This is a genomic window from Stenotrophomonas sp. Steno-C18, from assembly GCF_056393195.1.
The window spans coordinates 577550-592051 of record NZ_JBWJOX010000002.1; the positions used below are offsets into that span (position 1 = coordinate 577550).

Here is a 14502-nt window from a genome sequence, read left to right on the forward strand (position 1 = left end):
TCCTTGTCGTGCCCCTACAAACCGTAGCCGCAACGGTACCAGCTCGGCCGACCTCGTCCAAGATCAACCCGGCGTGTAGGGATATTCCTTACATGCCTGTTCAAGCGGCAGTCCTGCGATGCAGCCAGCGGTACAGCACCGGCAGCAACAGCAGGGTCAGCAACGTCGAGGAGACGATGCCACCGATCACCACCGTGGCCAGCGGGCGTTGCACTTCCGAGCCGGCGCCGACGTTGAACGCCATCGGCACGAAGCCCAGCGAGGCGACCAGCGCGGTCATCAGCACCGGACGCAGGCGGCCCAGCGCGCCTTCGCGCACCGCCACGTCCAGCGAACGGCCCTGTTCGCGCAGGTGGCGCACGAAGCTGATCATCACCAGCCCGTTGAGCACCGCCACGCCGGACAGGGCGATGAACCCGATGCCGGCCGAGATCGACAACGGAATGCCGCGCAGCGCCAGGGCCAGCACGCCACCGGTCAGTGCCAACGGTACGCCGCTGAACACGATGGCCGCGTCCTTGCCCGAGCCGAATGCCCAGAACAGCAGCGCGAAGATCAGCACCAGCGTCACCGGTACCACCACCGCCAGGCGCTGGCTGGCCGAGATCAGCTGTTCGAAGCTGCCCCCGTATTCCACCCAGTAGCCGGCCGGCACCTTCACCTGCGCATCCACCGCCGCCTGCAGGTCGGCGACGAAACTGCCCAGGTCGCGGTCGCGTACGTTGGCGGTGACCACGATGCGGCGCTTGCCGTTGTCGCGGTTGATCTGGTTCGGCCCCTCGCTGCTCTCGATGCGGGCCAGCTCACGCAACGGCACGGTGCGCGCGTCACCGCTGCGCCAGCCACCGGCGCGACTGGACTCATCGGCGCTGTCCTGCGCCAACGCCGGTTCCAGCGACACCGGCAGGTCGGCCAGCGCAGCCGGGTCCTGGCGCAGGGCCTCGGGCAGGCGCACGACGATGTCGAAGCGGCGGTCACCCTCGAACAACTGCCCCGCCACGCGCCCGCCCACCGCGGTGGACACGGTGGCCTGCAGTTGGCCCGGGTTGAGCCCGTAGCCGGCCAGCGCGCTGCGATCGGGCGTGACCGTCAGCAACGGCAGGCCACTGGTCTCCTCCAATCGCACGTCCGCTGCGCCCGGCACCTTCCCGGCGACCTCGGCGATGCGCTGGCCGACCTGCGCCAGGGTTTCCATGTCGTCACCGAACAGCATCACCGCCACGTCGGCACGCACGCCGGAGATCAGCTCGTTCATGCGCATCTGGATCGGCTGGGTGAACTCGTAGTTGTTGCCCGGCAGTTCCTCCACCGCGGCTTCGAGTTCGGCCAACAGCTGCACGCGCGGCTTGCGTGGGTCCGGCCACTGCTTGCGCGGCTTCATCATGATGAAGGTATCGGCCACCGACGGCGGCATCGGGTCGGAGGCCACCTCCGGCGTACCGATCTTGGAGAACACCTTGTCCACCTCGGCGAACTGCAGCAGGCGCATTTCCACCTGCTTCTGCATGTTCACCGACTGGGTCAGGCTGGTGCCGGGAATGCGCATGGCATGCATCGCCACGTCACCTTCGTCCAGGTTGGGCACGAACTCGCTGCCCAACCGGGTGGCCAGCAGGCCACACAGCACCACCAGCAACGCCGCACCACCGACGATCCAGCGCCCGCGCCGCAGCACCGCGTCCAGCAACGGCTCGTAACGGCACCGCAGCCAGGCCATCAGGCGGTTCTCCTTCTCCTCCACGCGCCCACCCAGGAACAACGCGATCGCGGCGGGCACGAAGGTCAGGGCCAGCAGCATCGCGCCGGTCAGGGCCAGCACCACGGTGATCGCCATCGGGTGGAACATTTTCCCCTCCACGCCGGTGAGCGCGAAGATCGGCAGGTACACCGCGGTGATGATGCCCAAGCCGAACAGGCTGGGGCGGATCACCTCGGCGGTGGCGCTGGCAGTCTCGGCGAAGCGCTCCTCCAGCGTCATCGCCCGGCCCAGGGCATGCGCGCGTTCGCCGAAGCGACGCAGGCAGTTCTCGATGATGATCACCGCGCCGTCGACGATCAGGCCGAAGTCCAGCGCCCCCAGGCTCATCAGGTTGGCCGACACGCCGCCGCGCGCCATGCCGGTCAGCGTGAACAGCATCGACAGCGGGATCACCGCCGCGGTGATCAGCGCCGCGCGGAAATGACCGAGCAGCAGGAACAGCACCACGATCACCAGCAGCGCGCCTTCCAGCAGGTTCTTGGCCACGGTCTGGATGGTGCGGTCCACCAGCGCGGTGCGGTCATAGCTGGCGGTGACGGTGACGCCTTCGGGCAGGCTGCGTTGTGCCTGTTCCAGCTTGGCGGCGGCGGCCTGCGCCACCTCGCGGCTGTTGGCCCCGACCAGCATCACCACGGTGCCCATCACCACCTCGTGGCCGTTCTGGGTGGCCGCGCCGCTGCGCAGCTCCGGGCCCTCGGCGACCTCGGCCACGTCGTGCACGTGGATCGGCACGCCTTCGCGGCGGGCCAGTACGATGTTGCCGATCTCCTCCACGCCGCTCACCTGCCCGGGCACGCGTACCAGGAACTGCTGGCCGTTGCGCTCGATGTAGCCGGCGCCGACGTTCTGGTTGTTGCCCTCCACCGCTTCGGCGACGTCGTCGAGGGTGAAGCCCAACGCGCGCAGCTTGGCCGGGTCCGGAGTGATGTGGATCTGCCGCTGGTAGCCACCGATGGTGTTGACCTCGGTGACGCCCGGCACATTGCGCAGCTGTGGGCGCACCACCCAGTCCTGCAGCGTGCGCAGGTCGGTGGCGGTGTACGCGGTGCCGTCCGGTTTGCGCGCCTCGGGATCGGCGTCGATGGTGTACATGAAGATCTCACCCAGGCCGGTGGCGATCGGCCCCAGCTGCGGATCCAGCCCTTCAGGCAGCTGTGATTTCACCTGCTGCAGGCGTTCGGCCACCTGCTGGCGGGCGAAGTACAGGTCGGTGCCATCCTTGAACACCACCGTCACCTGCGACAGGCCGTAACGCGACAGTGAACGCACCTGCTCGAGTTTCGGCAGGCCGGCCATCACCGTTTCCACCGGATAGGTGATGCGCTGTTCGGCCTCCAGCGGTGAGTAGCCTTCGGCCGCGGTGTTGATCTGCACCTGGACGTTGGTGATGTCGGGCGTGGCGTCGATCGGCAGGCGGGTGAAGCTCCAGCTGCCGATGGCGATCAGGGCCAGCGTCAGCACCATCATCAACCAGCGGTGCGCGATGGCCGCGCGGATGATGCGCTCAAGCATGGCGCGGCCCTCCGTGGATGCGTTGGCGGCAATCAATGTTCATGCGACGCCCCCGCCTTGCCGATATCGGCCTTGACCACGTAACTCTGCTCGACCACGACCTGCTCGCCGGCGCGCAGGCCATCCTTGACCTCGACCTTGGCGGCATCCCGCGCGCCCAGCGTCACCTCGCGCGCGGTGTAGGTCTCGCCCTCGCGCACGAACACCACGTCGTGCCCATCCATGCTCTGCAGCGCCGACAGCGGCACCACGACGGCGGCCGGCTGCATCGCCACCACGATGCGCGCCTTCACCGCCGCGCCCGGGCGCCACAAGCCGTCCTCGTTGCGCACGACCGCGCGTGCCACCGTGCTCTGGCTGGCGGTGGCGGTGCCCGGCAGCACGCGTTCGAGCGTGGTGGCCTGGCTGACGCCATCGGTCATGCGGGTGACGGTGACCGGCACGCCGGCGGTGATGTGCTGGGTGTCGGCACCGAAGATGTGCAGGTCCACCCACAACTCGGACAGGTCGCCGATCTCGAACAGCGGCGTGCCCTCGCCCGCCACCGCGCCGACCTGCGCCTGCCGCGACAGCACCACGCCGCTGATCGGTGCACTGACGCCGTAGGTGGTCAGGCTCAGGTTGCTGTCGATGCTGGCCAGCGCCTGGCCGGCGCTGACGCGGTCACCCACGTTGGCCCGCAGCGCGCGGATCGGGCCGGGGAAGCGCGCCATCACCTGCGCCACGCGGCCGTCGACCGGCGTGAGCAGGCCCTGCACCTCATGCTCGTCGGCGACGGTGCCGGACTGTGCAGGCGCGCTGACGATGCCGGCCTGCTGTGCCATCGCCGCCTTGATGGTGGTGCGTTCGGCTTCTTCCTCGCCTTCCTCATGGGCGTGGCCGGCTTCGTCGTGGCCGGCCTCTTGCGCGGTGGCGGACGCCGCTGCCTCGGGCTTGCCGCCGCAGGCACTCAACGACAGCACCAACAGCACCAGTGCGGCGGTGGAAATCAACGGGGTGCGGCTCATCGTGCGTTCTCCAGGGCAACGGTGGCGTCATCGGCGAGCATCGACTGGCCGGTGAGACGCTGGATTTCAATCAGGGCAGTCTGTGCGGCGATGGCCGAATCGAGCTGGCGCTGGCGCGCCTCGATGCGCATGGCCTGCAACTGCGCCCATTCCATATAGCTGGCCGCGCCGGCACGCCAGGCCTGTTCGGCGGCGCGCTCGGCCTTCTGCAGCTGCGGCAGCACGTCGCGCTGCAGGCGTTCCACCTCCAGCCGTGCACCGGCATAGCGGCCGTGTGCTTCGGCCAGCGTGGCGTACAGCTGTTGCAGGCGCGCCTTGCGCTCATAGGGCAGCAACGCGAGGTTGGCCTCGGCTTCGCGGATTTCCGGCGCGGCGCGGCGGGCGCTGCCGAGCGGAATGCTGAACCCCCCGACCAGCGACGTGGCGCTGTCGGCGCGGCTGTTGCGCACCCCGACCTGCCAGTTCCAGTCCGGGCGCGCGGCCGTACGTGCCAGCTGCAGCTGGGCATCGCGGACGCGCTCCTCGCCCAGCAACTCGGCCAGCTCCGGTGCACGCTGCAGTTCGTCGGCCAGCACGTCGAAGTCACGTGCCGCCGGCAGGCGCAGGGCATCGCCACTGACCGACGCGAAGCCCGCCTGGCGTGCGCCCCACAGGGCGGCCAGGGCCAGGCGCGCCGAGGCGGCCTCCTGGGTGGCGCGGTCGCGGTCCAGCTCGGCCTGCGCCAGCATCGCCTGCGCGGTGAACAGCACCGATTCCGGTGATGCACCGGCCTGCAACCGCACGCGCGCGGCATTCACCGCACGACGGCGCTGCTCGATGTCGGTCAGGGCGATGTCCAGCGCGGACTGCGCGCGCGCCACGTCGAGGTAGCGACGGGCGGTTTCTGCCAGCAAGTCCAGCCGCGCGGTGGCACGCTGCGGGGCCAGGGCGTCGAGGTGGGACTGCGCCAGCAGGCGGCGCGCGTCGAGCTTGCCGCCGCGCTCCAGCACGCCGGACAGGCTGACGGTGGTTTCCAGCCCCTTCAGGCCGCGGTTGTCGCCGCTGCCGAGCAGGTTCTCGACATCGACGCCGAACTGCAGCGGCGGGCGCAGCGAAGCGGCGTCCCGGCGTGCTTCCAGCACGGGACGTTGTGCATCGACCAATTGCAGGTCGGGGTGGTCAACGGCGACGCGGGCAATGGCCGCGTCCAGGCTCAACGGAACAGCAGACACCGGTGCCTGCGCGTACACGCGCGGCACCAGCGCAAAGGCGGCTATCGCCGCCAGGCGCATCCACATGGGGAATCTCCAGATAGCAGTTGCAGACGTGGGAGCCGGCCAATGGGCCGGGACGTCAGGCGGCTATCGGGGGACGGAACAGGCTCTCGGCCGGCTGCGAGGCGCACTGCGGCACCTGCGCCAGCGGTGCGGACTGCACCGGCGGGAACGACAGCGACCACGCCGGCGCCAGGGTCGGCAGCACGCCGCCATGGCCGTGGCAGTCCACGCAGTGCACCAGGGCATGCAACAGCGCGTTGGCGGCATCCTCGGCATCGGGCGCCTTGGCCAGCGCCGCGTCGTCGTGTTCATGCACGTCGGCGCCGATATCGGCATGCGACAGCATGTGGATGTCGGTCAATGCCGAGGCCAGCGAGGTACCGAACACGCCGAAACCCACCAGCGCCAGCATCAGCAGGCGCAGCAGGAACAGGCGGCGGTGGCGCAGAGACTGCAGCATCGGCGCAGCCTACCGGTGGTGGGGGCCGTTACACAATCGCAGGGGGCAAAAGCTGCCCTCATCCGGCGCTGCGCGCCACCTTCTCCCGCACGCGGGAGAAGGGCTTGCGTACTGCAATTGCAGGTATTGCTCCAGCGGGCGACCAACCCCTCCCTTCTCCCGCAAGCGGGAGAAGGTGGCGCGCAGCGCCGGATGAGGGCGCCTTTGCTTCGGCCTTACTTGGCGTTCTTGCGTTGCTCAATATAGGCACGCACCTGCTGCTCCAGCACCGGCAGCGGCACCGAACCCAGGCGCAGGATGGTGTCGTGGAAGCCCTTGACGTCGAAGCGGCTGCCCAGAGCCTGCTCGGCCTCGGCACGCAGACGCACGATGGTGATCTCGCCCAGCTTGTAGCTCAATGCCTGCGCCGGCCAGGAGATGTAGCGGTCGACCTCGGTGGTCACCTCATGCTCGCTCAGCGCGGTGTGGTCACGCAGGTAGGCGATGGCGTGCTCGCGGGTCCAGCCGTAGTGATGCAGGCCGGTGTCGATCACCAGCCGGCAGGCACGCCACATCTCGTAGGTAAGCCGACCGAAGTCCTCGTACGGGGTCTGGTAGATGCCCATCTCCACGCCGAGCTTCTCGGTATACAGGCCCCAGCCCTCGCCGTAGGCGGAGATGTAGTTGTTGCGACGGAACTCCGGCAGGTCGGTCTGCTCGGCGGCCAATGCGCCCTGCAGCGCGTGGCCCGGGTCGGACTCATGCAGGGTCAACGCCGGCAGGTTGTACAGCGGGCGTGCCGGCAGGTTGTAGGTGTTGAGCCAGTAGGTGCCCATGCCGCCGCGGCCGGCGGTCCAGAACGGGGCGATGTCCGGCGGCACCGGCACGATGGTGAAGCGCGCGCGCGGCAGCGTCATGTAGCGGCCGATCACGCCGTCCACGCGCTTGGAGATCCACGCCGCGCGCCACAGCAGTTCGTCCGGGGTCTTGGCGTAGAACTGCGGGTCGGTACGCAGGAACTGGAGGAAATCGGCGAAGCGGGTGTCCGGGCTTTTGCCGGTGAAGCCGACCTTGTCGATGATGGCGTTCATCTCGCCCTGGATGCGCTTCACCTCGGCCAGGCCCTGCGCATGGATCTCCTGCGGGCTCATGTCCAGCGTGGTGTACTCGCGGATCTGCTGGCGGTAGAACTCCTTGCCGCCGGGCATCTTCTCGGCGGCAAGGGTGGTGCGCGACTGCGGCACGTACTCTTCGCGGAAGAAGGTCAACAGCTTGCCGAACGCCGGTACCACGCTGCCGCTGATGGCCTGCCGGGCATCGGCCTGCAGGCTGGCCTGCTCGGCGGCGGGGATGCTGGACGGCATCTTCTGCAACGGTTCGTACAGCGGCGACTGGGTCGGGTCCTTCAGCCCGGCCACGGTCGAGATCGACACGTCGCGGCCTTCAAGCACCGCGCGCGGCACGCTGAAGCCGCGCGCCAGGCCGGCGCGCATGTTGACCATCTGCTGGTCGAAGTAGCGCGGCACGTCGTTCAGGCGCGCGATGTAGGCGCGGTACTCGGCGGCGGTCTTCATCTCGCGCCGGGCCATGAAGCTCAGGTTCGACCAGAACGAGGAGTCCGAGTTGAACGGCATCTCGTAGGTGCCCTGGCGCACTTCGTCGGCCAGGTTCTCCACCTGGTACCTGTAGATGGCGTAGTTGACCTGGTTCTCGGCCGAGAGCGTGGCCGGGTCGATGCCCTCCAGCTGCTTGAGCACCTCGTCCCACACCTTGAGCCGGGCCTGCTGGGCCTGCGCGCCGACATCGGGCAGGGTGGTGGCGTCGGCCGGGGCGTCACCGTCCTCGCTGGCCTCGCCGCCGCCGGTCTGCCGCCAGGCCCATTCCTTCTCGTAGATCGCCTGGAACCGGGCATCGGCCGCCTGCGTCGCCAGCGTGGACGGCGCGGCAGGCTGGGCGGCAAGGGCAGGCACGGCGCTCAGGCCGAGGGCAAGCAGGAGGGCGGCGGTCAGCGGTGATTTCACGATCAGGATTCCCCGGATGAAGACAGTTCACCCCCGATCATCGCATTGAAGCCGCCGCCCGACCTAGACCGATTCAGGCGGCAAAAGCGCCGGAATCGCGCCGCCGTCAGTGCCCTGCCTTGTCCCGTTTCCAGCCGCGGTGCTTGATGTCCAGGCGCAGGCTGTACAGCGCGGTGAAGGCCGGGAACAGGTTCTGGATGACGCCGACCGCGTCCTGCTTGGCCGAGAACACGAAGTAGCTCAGCGTCATCAGGCTGCCCAGCACGCTCATGTACCAGAACAGGCGCGGGATCACCGGCTTGCCGGCGCGCCGCGAGGCGACGAACTGCACCAGCCAGCGTCCGCCGAACATCAACGCGCCGGTCAGGCCGATGAGCTTCCACGGCGACATGTGCACGCCGGTCCACTCCAGCCAGACCAGCGGCTGGTTCATGAAATCCATGCTCAGAGCTCCTCCACCGCCGTGCGTTTGGAGCGGGTGATCAGCCATGCCACGCCGCGCAGGTCACGGATGCCGACCATGGCACGGCCGAAGTTGTTGTACTTGGACACGCCCGCGGTGCGATGGCGGTGGTTGACCGGCACGCTCACGGTCTTCCAGCCGGCGCGCTGCATCAGCGCCGGCAGGTAGCGGTGCATGTGGTCGAAGTACGGCAGGTCGAGGAAGGCATCGCGGTCGAACAGCTTGATGCCGCAGCCGGTGTCGGGGGTGTCGTCGCGCAGCATGCGCGCGCGGATGGCATTGGCCCACTTGCTGGCCCAGCGCTTGGAGCCGCTGTCCTGGCGGTTGACCCGCCAGCCGGCGAACAGCTTGACCCCGCCCTCGGCGGTATCGCGCGCGGCCAGCAGCCTGGGGATGTCGGCCGGGTCGTTCTGGCCGTCGCCGTCGAGGGTGGCGATCCACGGCGCGCGCGCCGCCTTGACCCCGGTCCGCACCGCGGTGCTCTGGCCGCTCTGCTGCACGTGGTGCAGCACCCGCAGCTCGGGGTTGGCGGCCTTCAGCGCCTGCAGCACCTGCAGGCTGTCGTCCCTGGAGTTGTCGTCTACGTAGACGATCTCGAAGGGCACCTTGCCGCGCAGCGCAGCGGTGATTTCGTTGACCAGCGGGGCGACGTTGTCGCGCTCGTTGAAGACGGGGACGACCACCGAGAGGGCAGGCTGGTTCATGACGCGATCCGTTGGCAATGCGTATTCAGGAAGACCGCGCATTTTCCCGCTTCCGTATTAGCGGGAGATGAAATCAGGCGCGCGGTCCGAAGTAGGTGCGGCACCACTCCACCACCGGTGGCAGGCCCACTTCAATCGGGGTGGCCGGCTCGTAGCCGAAGGCCGCCCTGGCCCGCGCGGTATCGGCCATGGTCTGGACCATGTCGCCGGGCTGCATGGGCTTGTAGACCTTGTTGGCCGGCCGGCCGGCGGCCGAGGCGATCACGTCGATGAAGTGCTCCAGCTCCACCGGTGTGTGGTTGCCGAGGTTGAACACCTGATGCGGCGTGGCCTCGGCACTGGGATGCGACAGCGCCCCGAGGATACCGGTGACGATGTCGGAAACATGTGTGAAGTCGCGGCGCATGTGGCCATCATTGAACACCTCGATGCTGCGCCCGGCCAGCACCGCGCGCGAGAACAGCAGCGGCGCCATGTCCGGCCGGCCCCACGGGCCATACACGGTGAAGAAGCGCAGCCCGGTGGCGCGCAGGCCATACAGCTGGGCGTAGGTGTAGGCCATCAGCTCGTTGGCGGCCTTGGTGGCGGCGTACAGCGAGCGCGGCTGGTCCACGCGCTGGTCCTCGGAGAACGGCGGCGTGGCCGAATTGCCGTAGACCGAGCTGCTGGAGGCGTACACCAGGTGCTGCACGCCGCGGTGGCGGCACAGCTCCAGCAGGTTGACGAAGCCGACCAGGTTGCTCTGCACGTAGGCGTGCGGGTTTTCCAGCGAATACCGCACGCCGGCCTGCGCGGCCAGGTGGATCACCCGGGTCGGCTGCACTTCATCGAACAATGCGGCCAGGCCGTCGCGGTCGGTGATGTCCAGCGCGCGGAGGTCCACCTGCGGGCACAGCGCGGCCACCCTGTCCCGCTTGATCTGCGGGTCGTAGTAGTCGTTGTAGTTGTCCAGCCCCATCACCCGCTCGCCACGGGCGGACAGCGCCTGGCAGGTGTAGGCACCAATGAAGCCGGCCGCGCCGGTCACGAGAAGGGTCATCAGAACTATCCAGACGTAATGACGGCATTTTCGCCGCCAACGATACAGATTTCACCGGTCTGCCCTGTCCGGGGAGCATCACGCCGTGCCGCGCTGTCATCGGCCCGGTCCCACGCGAGGCCGGTGGCCACCTCACCACAGGGTCAGCGGTGCTTCCCTGGCCAGGGTTTCCTTGCGTTCCTTGCTGTAGGCCCACCAGGGCTGCGGAGAATCCCCCGCCATGAAGCGCACGATGGACAGGAACACATCGATCACGCAGGGGTCGTGCACCACGCCGGTCTTCAGGCACAGCTGGGCATACATGTCGTAGGGATCACGCCCGCGCAGGTGCGCCGGGACACGGATTCCAATCAGACGGAGATCTTTCTCACAGGCCGGCCCGACATTCGGCAGGTCGGTCAGACGCAACAGATGATTGCGGTCGACCTTGGTGGGGTTCATTGCCTTGCGTTCACCTCAGGGGGATGAAGGGTGGCCGTCAGCCCTGCTGACGGCGACGCAACCGCTCGAGCACGCCCTCCAGCGTGTCCAGGTCGGTGTAATGGATGACCAGCTTGCCCTTGCCACCACGGCCGTGGGCGATCGCCACCTTGGTGCCCAGCGATTCGGACAGCTCGGTTTCCAGCGAGGCGATGTCGGCCTGCGGCGCGGTCGGCGACGGCTTGGCCTTGCGTGCGCCCGGCACCTTGCCGGCGGCGAACTGCTGGGCGCGGTGCTCGACCTCGCGCACCGACCAGCCCTGCTCGGCGGCTTCCTCGGCCAGCTTGGTGGCCAGTTCCGGCGCCAGCGTGAGCAGCGCGCGGGCATGGCCCATTTCCAGGCGACGGGTTTCCAGCAGCACGCGCACGCCGATGGGCAGGTCGATCAGGCGCAGCAGGTTGGACACCGAGGCGCGCGAGCGGCCGACGGCCTGCGCGGCTTCGGCGTGGGTCAGCGAGAACTCGCTGACCAACCGGGCCAGCGCCTCGGCCTCTTCCAGCGGGTTGAGGTCTTCGCGCTGGATGTTCTCGATCAGCGCCATCGCGATGACGGTGCGGTCTTCCAGCTCGCGCACCACCACCGGCACATCGTCCAGCCCGGCCAGGCGCGAGGCGCGCCAACGGCGTTCACCAGCGATGATTTCGTACTTGCCGCCCTCGATCTGGCGCACCAGGATCGGCTGGATGATGCCCTGCGCCTTGATCGACTCGGACAGCTCGGCCAGCTTGCCTTCGTCCATGTCGCGGCGCGGCTGGTACTTGCCCGGCTGCAGCTGGTCGATGGGCAGCTTGCGCAGCACCTCGCCCGGTTGCGGTTCGGCCACCGCGGCCACGGTCACCGGGGTGACGGCGCCCTTCGGGCCCAGCAGGGCATCCAGTCCACGGCCGAGGCCACGTTTCTTGGCACCGGCCATCAGACGGTCTCCACGGCCGGGGCGGCCTGCTTGCGTTCGTTGTTGCGGCGGATGATCTCACCGGCCAGGCCCAGGTAGGCCACGCCGCCACGAGAGCTGCGGTCGTAGCCGACGATGCTCTGGCCATGGCTGGGCGCCTCGGCCAGGCGTACGTTGCGCGGCACGATGGTGCGGAACACGCGGTCGCCGAAGTACTCGGTGAGCTGCGCGGACACCGCGTTGGCCAGGTTGTTGCGCACGTCGAACATGGTGCGCAGCACGCCCTCGATTTCCAGTGCCGGGTTCAGGTTGACCTTGAGCGCATCGATGGTCTGCACCAGCGCGCTGAGGCCTTCCAGGGCGTAGTACTCGCACTGCATCGGCACGATCACCGAGTCGGCGGCGGCCAAGGCGTTGAGGGTCAGCAGCGACAGCGCCGGCGGGCAGTCGATCAGGATGAAGTCGTATTCATCGCGGATCGGCGCCAGCGCGCGCTTGAGCCGCTGCTCGCGCTCGCCCTGCTCCATCAGCTGGATCTCCGCGGCGGTCAGGTCGATGTTGCCGGGCAGCAGGTCATAGCCCTCGGCGGTCTGCACGCGCACTTCGACGGCGCTGTTCTCGCCGAGCAGGAGGTCGCAGGTGGAAGCTGCGACTTCACGCTTGTCCACGCCACTGCCCATGGTCGCGTTGCCCTGCGAATCCAGGTCGACCAGCAACACACGCTTGGGTGCGGCGGCAAGGGAAGCAGCCAGATTGACGGCCGTGGTGGTCTTGCCGACGCCGCCTTTCTGGTTGGCGATGGCGATGATGCGAGCCATGCAGGAGAGCCTCGTGGGCGGGGTTGGACTGGTCATTATGGGGGTAGCGGCGCGCAGGCGGAAATCGGCGTGCCTTTCGGGGGCAATGGCTGCCCCTCCCCGGCCTCCCCTTGCCGGCGGCAACGGGAGGGGGAGCGTTGTCGGAATGATCCCGGGGCGGCCCGCCGGCGTGGGGCCGGCTGGAGCGGGTCCGGGCTTACCTGCGTTCGGCCACGACCAGGTGGCGGTCACCGACCAGGCCGGGGACCTGCAGCGGACGCACTTCCAGTACCTGCCAGTCGGCCGGCAGCTGGGCGATCTCCTCGTGCGGGTAGACGCCCTTCATGGCCAGCAGCTGGCCGCCGGGGCGCAACAGGTGACCGCCGACCTCGACGATGCCGGCCAGGGTGTCCATGGCGCGGGCGGTGAGGTTGTCGTAGGCACCGGGCTCATCCAGCGCCTCGGCCCGCGACTCGGCGACGCGGGCGTTCTTCAGGCCCAGCTGGCGCACGGCCTCGCGCAGGAAGCGGGCCTTCTTGCCATTGCTCTCGACCAGGGTGACCTGCAGCTGCGGGTGGGTGATGGCCAGCGGGATGCCAGGCAGCCCGGGGCCGGTGCCGAGGTCGGCCAGGGTGCCGGCGGTGACGTGGCTGGCCATGGCCAGCGAGTCGAGCAGGTGACGGGTGACCATTTCGCGCGGATCGCGGATGGCGGTGAGGTTGTAGGTACGGTTCCAGCGCACCAGCAGGGCTAGGTAAGCCAGCAGCGGGGGGGCGAGCGCGGCGTCCAGGCCCATGGCCTGCAGGCCCTGCTGCAGGTCGGTGCTGACGTCGGGCGGGAGGGAGGTGTCGTTCATGGCGGGGATTATCGCAGGAGCGGGGGAAGGCTTTGGCTTTGGCTTTGGCTTTGGCTTTGGCTTTGGCTTTGGCTTTGGCTTTAGCGCTGCTTCTGCCCCCTCCCTTGCGCCGAAGGCGTAGGGGAGGGTTGGGGAGGGGTCGCTCTGGCTCTGGCTTTGCCTACTGAAAGGACCGGGACGGTATCGGTCGGGGCAAATGCAACAGCAACAGCTACCCCCCCCTCCCCTACGCCTTTGGCGCAAGGGAGGGGGTTGGAGCAGAAGCATAAAAAAGGCCGCTTTCGCGGCCTTTCTTCGTTTCGCTCATCACAGTGGATACCACCCACCCATCACAGCGGATACCACGCCAGCGCCGCGCGGAAATCGGCCGTGGCCTGCCACTCGTGCAAGTGCCAGCGGCCAGCCTCGCCCAGTCCCGGGTCGCACCACACCAATTGCAGCGCCCCCGCCGCGTCCGGCGCGAACTGCAGCTTCTCCAGCCCGAACGAGATGCCGTGCCCGTGCGCCTTCAACAGGGCTTCCTTGGCGCACCACACCCGGAAGAACCACTGCTGGCATGCCGCGTCGTCCAGCCCGTCCAGCCACTGGATCTCCTGCGGGTGGAAGAAACGCCGGATCACCTCGCGCATCTGCCGGCGCGGCCGCTGCTGTTCCAGGTCCACCCCCAGGCGTGCGCCCTGCCCCAGCGCCACCAGCAGATGCGGGCCGCTGTGGCTCCAGCCGGTGCCGTAGTGGGCCAGCTCCCCGATCAACCACGGGCGATTGCGCTCATCCCGCGTCAACGGCAGGTCCTGCGGGGTGCTGCCCAGCACATCGGCCAGCAGCACGCGTGCCTGCGGCTCGCCGCGCGTGCCCGGGACATGCGGCAGCAGCCAGACCCGCACCGGGTCGAAATCCCAACGTTCCACGTAACCCCTCATGCTGAACAAACCACCGCCGCTTCAACAGGACGTTCACCGCGGTGCGCGTTGACTGTCCGCACCGCACCGTCCCCGGGTGCATTCACGCTGGGAGATACACGCATGGGCATCATCGTCTGGCTGGTCATCGGTGGCATCGTCGGCTGGCTTGCCAGCCTCATCATGCGCCGTGATGCACAGCAGGGCATCATCCTGAACATCGTGGTCGGCATCATCGGCGCCATGATCGCCGGCTTCCTGTTTGGCGGTGGCAGCATCAATGCCGCCATCACCCTGCGCTCGTTCGTGCTGTCGCTGCTGGGCGCGGTGATCCTGCTGGCCATCGTCAACCTGTTCACGCGCAAGAGCATCCGCTGA

14 protein-coding genes are annotated in these 14502 nt (G+C 68.5%); 1 reads left to right on the forward strand and 13 read right to left on the reverse strand.

Features of this window, described 5'->3' with window-relative positions; translation table 11 throughout:
- Window positions 1-100: 100 nt before the first annotated feature.
- The 13 genes from AC06FE_RS07195 to AC06FE_RS07255 form a co-directional block, all read right to left on the reverse strand.
- Entirely contained in the window at window positions 101-3271 is a 3171-nt protein-coding gene (locus tag AC06FE_RS07195) for an efflux RND transporter permease subunit (RefSeq protein ID WP_478072649.1), read from the reverse strand.
- A gap of 32 nt (window positions 3272-3303) precedes the next feature.
- Window positions 3304-4278, reverse strand: coding sequence for an efflux RND transporter periplasmic adaptor subunit (locus AC06FE_RS07200; protein ID WP_313253666.1), 975 nt, complete (start codon window positions 4276-4278; stop codon window positions 3304-3306).
- Window positions 4275-5555 carry a TolC family protein gene (locus tag AC06FE_RS07205; protein ID WP_478072650.1) on the reverse strand — a complete coding sequence of 427 codons (1281 nt, stop codon included), beginning with the start codon at window positions 5553-5555 and terminating at the stop codon, window positions 4275-4277. The genes AC06FE_RS07200 and AC06FE_RS07205 overlap by 4 nt, the downstream gene beginning before the upstream one ends.
- A 55-nt stretch (window positions 5556-5610) precedes the next feature.
- The gene (locus AC06FE_RS07210; protein ID WP_313253672.1) at window positions 5611-5994 is read right to left on the reverse strand and encodes a hypothetical protein; all 384 of its coding nucleotides are present in this window, start codon (window positions 5992-5994) and stop codon (window positions 5611-5613) included.
- Window positions 5995-6209: 215 nt separating this feature from the next.
- On the reverse strand, window positions 6210-7994 hold the full coding sequence (locus AC06FE_RS07215; RefSeq protein WP_478072651.1) for a DUF885 domain-containing protein: 1785 nt from the start codon (window positions 7992-7994) through the stop codon (window positions 6210-6212).
- Between the two features lie 106 nt (window positions 7995-8100).
- The gene (locus tag AC06FE_RS07220; RefSeq protein ID WP_425603631.1) at window positions 8101-8436 is read right to left on the reverse strand and encodes a lipid-A-disaccharide synthase N-terminal domain-containing protein; all 336 of its coding nucleotides are present in this window, start codon (window positions 8434-8436) and stop codon (window positions 8101-8103) included.
- Between the two features lie 2 nt (window positions 8437-8438).
- A complete protein-coding gene (locus tag AC06FE_RS07225) occupies window positions 8439-9161 on the reverse strand; it encodes a glycosyltransferase family 2 protein (RefSeq protein ID WP_192287104.1) in 723 nt (240 codons plus the stop codon).
- 73 nt (window positions 9162-9234) lie between these two features.
- Window positions 9235-10200, reverse strand: a complete 966-nt coding sequence (locus AC06FE_RS07230) for an NAD-dependent epimerase/dehydratase family protein (RefSeq protein ID WP_478072652.1) — start codon at window positions 10198-10200, stop codon at window positions 9235-9237.
- 132 nt (window positions 10201-10332) lie between these two features.
- Window positions 10333-10641 carry a helix-hairpin-helix domain-containing protein gene (locus tag AC06FE_RS07235; protein WP_132863885.1) on the reverse strand — a complete coding sequence of 103 codons (309 nt, stop codon included), beginning with the start codon at window positions 10639-10641 and terminating at the stop codon, window positions 10333-10335.
- Between the two features lie 37 nt (window positions 10642-10678).
- Window positions 10679-11593 (reverse strand): ParB/RepB/Spo0J family partition protein, encoded by a 915-nt coding sequence (locus AC06FE_RS07240; protein ID WP_132863887.1) that lies wholly within the window; start codon window positions 11591-11593, stop codon window positions 10679-10681.
- Window positions 11593-12390: a ParA family protein gene (locus AC06FE_RS07245; RefSeq protein ID WP_132863889.1), complete on the reverse strand. Its 798-nt coding sequence runs from the start codon at window positions 12388-12390 to the stop codon at window positions 11593-11595. The genes AC06FE_RS07240 and AC06FE_RS07245 overlap by 1 nt, the downstream gene beginning before the upstream one ends.
- Before the next feature lie 196 nt (window positions 12391-12586).
- Window positions 12587-13225, reverse strand: coding sequence for a 16S rRNA (guanine(527)-N(7))-methyltransferase RsmG (gene rsmG, locus AC06FE_RS07250; RefSeq protein WP_192287106.1), 639 nt, complete (start codon window positions 13223-13225; stop codon window positions 12587-12589).
- Window positions 13226-13554: 329 nt separating this feature from the next.
- The gene (locus AC06FE_RS07255; RefSeq protein WP_318639532.1) at window positions 13555-14133 is read right to left on the reverse strand and encodes a 4'-phosphopantetheinyl transferase family protein; all 579 of its coding nucleotides are present in this window, start codon (window positions 14131-14133) and stop codon (window positions 13555-13557) included.
- 114 nt (window positions 14134-14247) lie between these two features.
- Between AC06FE_RS07255 and AC06FE_RS07260 the strand changes: the two genes are divergently transcribed.
- The gene (locus AC06FE_RS07260) at window positions 14248-14502 is read left to right on the forward strand and encodes a GlsB/YeaQ/YmgE family stress response membrane protein (RefSeq protein WP_192287108.1); all 255 of its coding nucleotides are present in this window, start codon (window positions 14248-14250) and stop codon (window positions 14500-14502) included.

Bases quoted from the DNA above. Each gene is read 5' to 3' on its own strand.
- AC06FE_RS07195 (WP_478072649.1), bottom strand. From the start codon at position 3,271: ATGCTTGAGCGCATCATCCGCGCGGCCATCGCGCACCGCTGGTTGATG.
- AC06FE_RS07200 (WP_313253666.1), bottom strand. From the start codon at position 4,278: ATGAGCCGCACCCCGTTGATTTCCACCGCCGCACTGGTGCTGTTGGTG.
- AC06FE_RS07205 (WP_478072650.1), bottom strand. From the start codon at position 5,555: ATGTGGATGCGCCTGGCGGCGATAGCCGCCTTTGCGCTGGTGCCGCGC.
- AC06FE_RS07210 (WP_313253672.1), bottom strand. From the start codon at position 5,994: ATGCTGCAGTCTCTGCGCCACCGCCGCCTGTTCCTGCTGCGCCTGCTG.
- AC06FE_RS07220 (WP_425603631.1), bottom strand. From the start codon at position 8,436: ATGGATTTCATGAACCAGCCGCTGGTCTGGCTGGAGTGGACCGGCGTG.
- AC06FE_RS07225 (WP_192287104.1), bottom strand. From the start codon at position 9,161: ATGAACCAGCCTGCCCTCTCGGTGGTCGTCCCCGTCTTCAACGAGCGC.
- AC06FE_RS07230 (WP_478072652.1), bottom strand. From the start codon at position 10,200: ATGACCCTTCTCGTGACCGGCGCGGCCGGCTTCATTGGTGCCTACACC.
- AC06FE_RS07235 (WP_132863885.1), bottom strand. From the start codon at position 10,641: ATGAACCCCACCAAGGTCGACCGCAATCATCTGTTGCGTCTGACCGAC.
- AC06FE_RS07240 (WP_132863887.1), bottom strand. From the start codon at position 11,593: ATGGCCGGTGCCAAGAAACGTGGCCTCGGCCGTGGACTGGATGCCCTG.
- AC06FE_RS07245 (WP_132863889.1), bottom strand. From the start codon at position 12,390: ATGGCTCGCATCATCGCCATCGCCAACCAGAAAGGCGGCGTCGGCAAG.
- rsmG (WP_192287106.1), bottom strand. From the start codon at position 13,225: ATGAACGACACCTCCCTCCCGCCCGACGTCAGCACCGACCTGCAGCAG.
- AC06FE_RS07260 (WP_192287108.1), top strand. From the start codon at position 14,248: ATGGGCATCATCGTCTGGCTGGTCATCGGTGGCATCGTCGGCTGGCTT.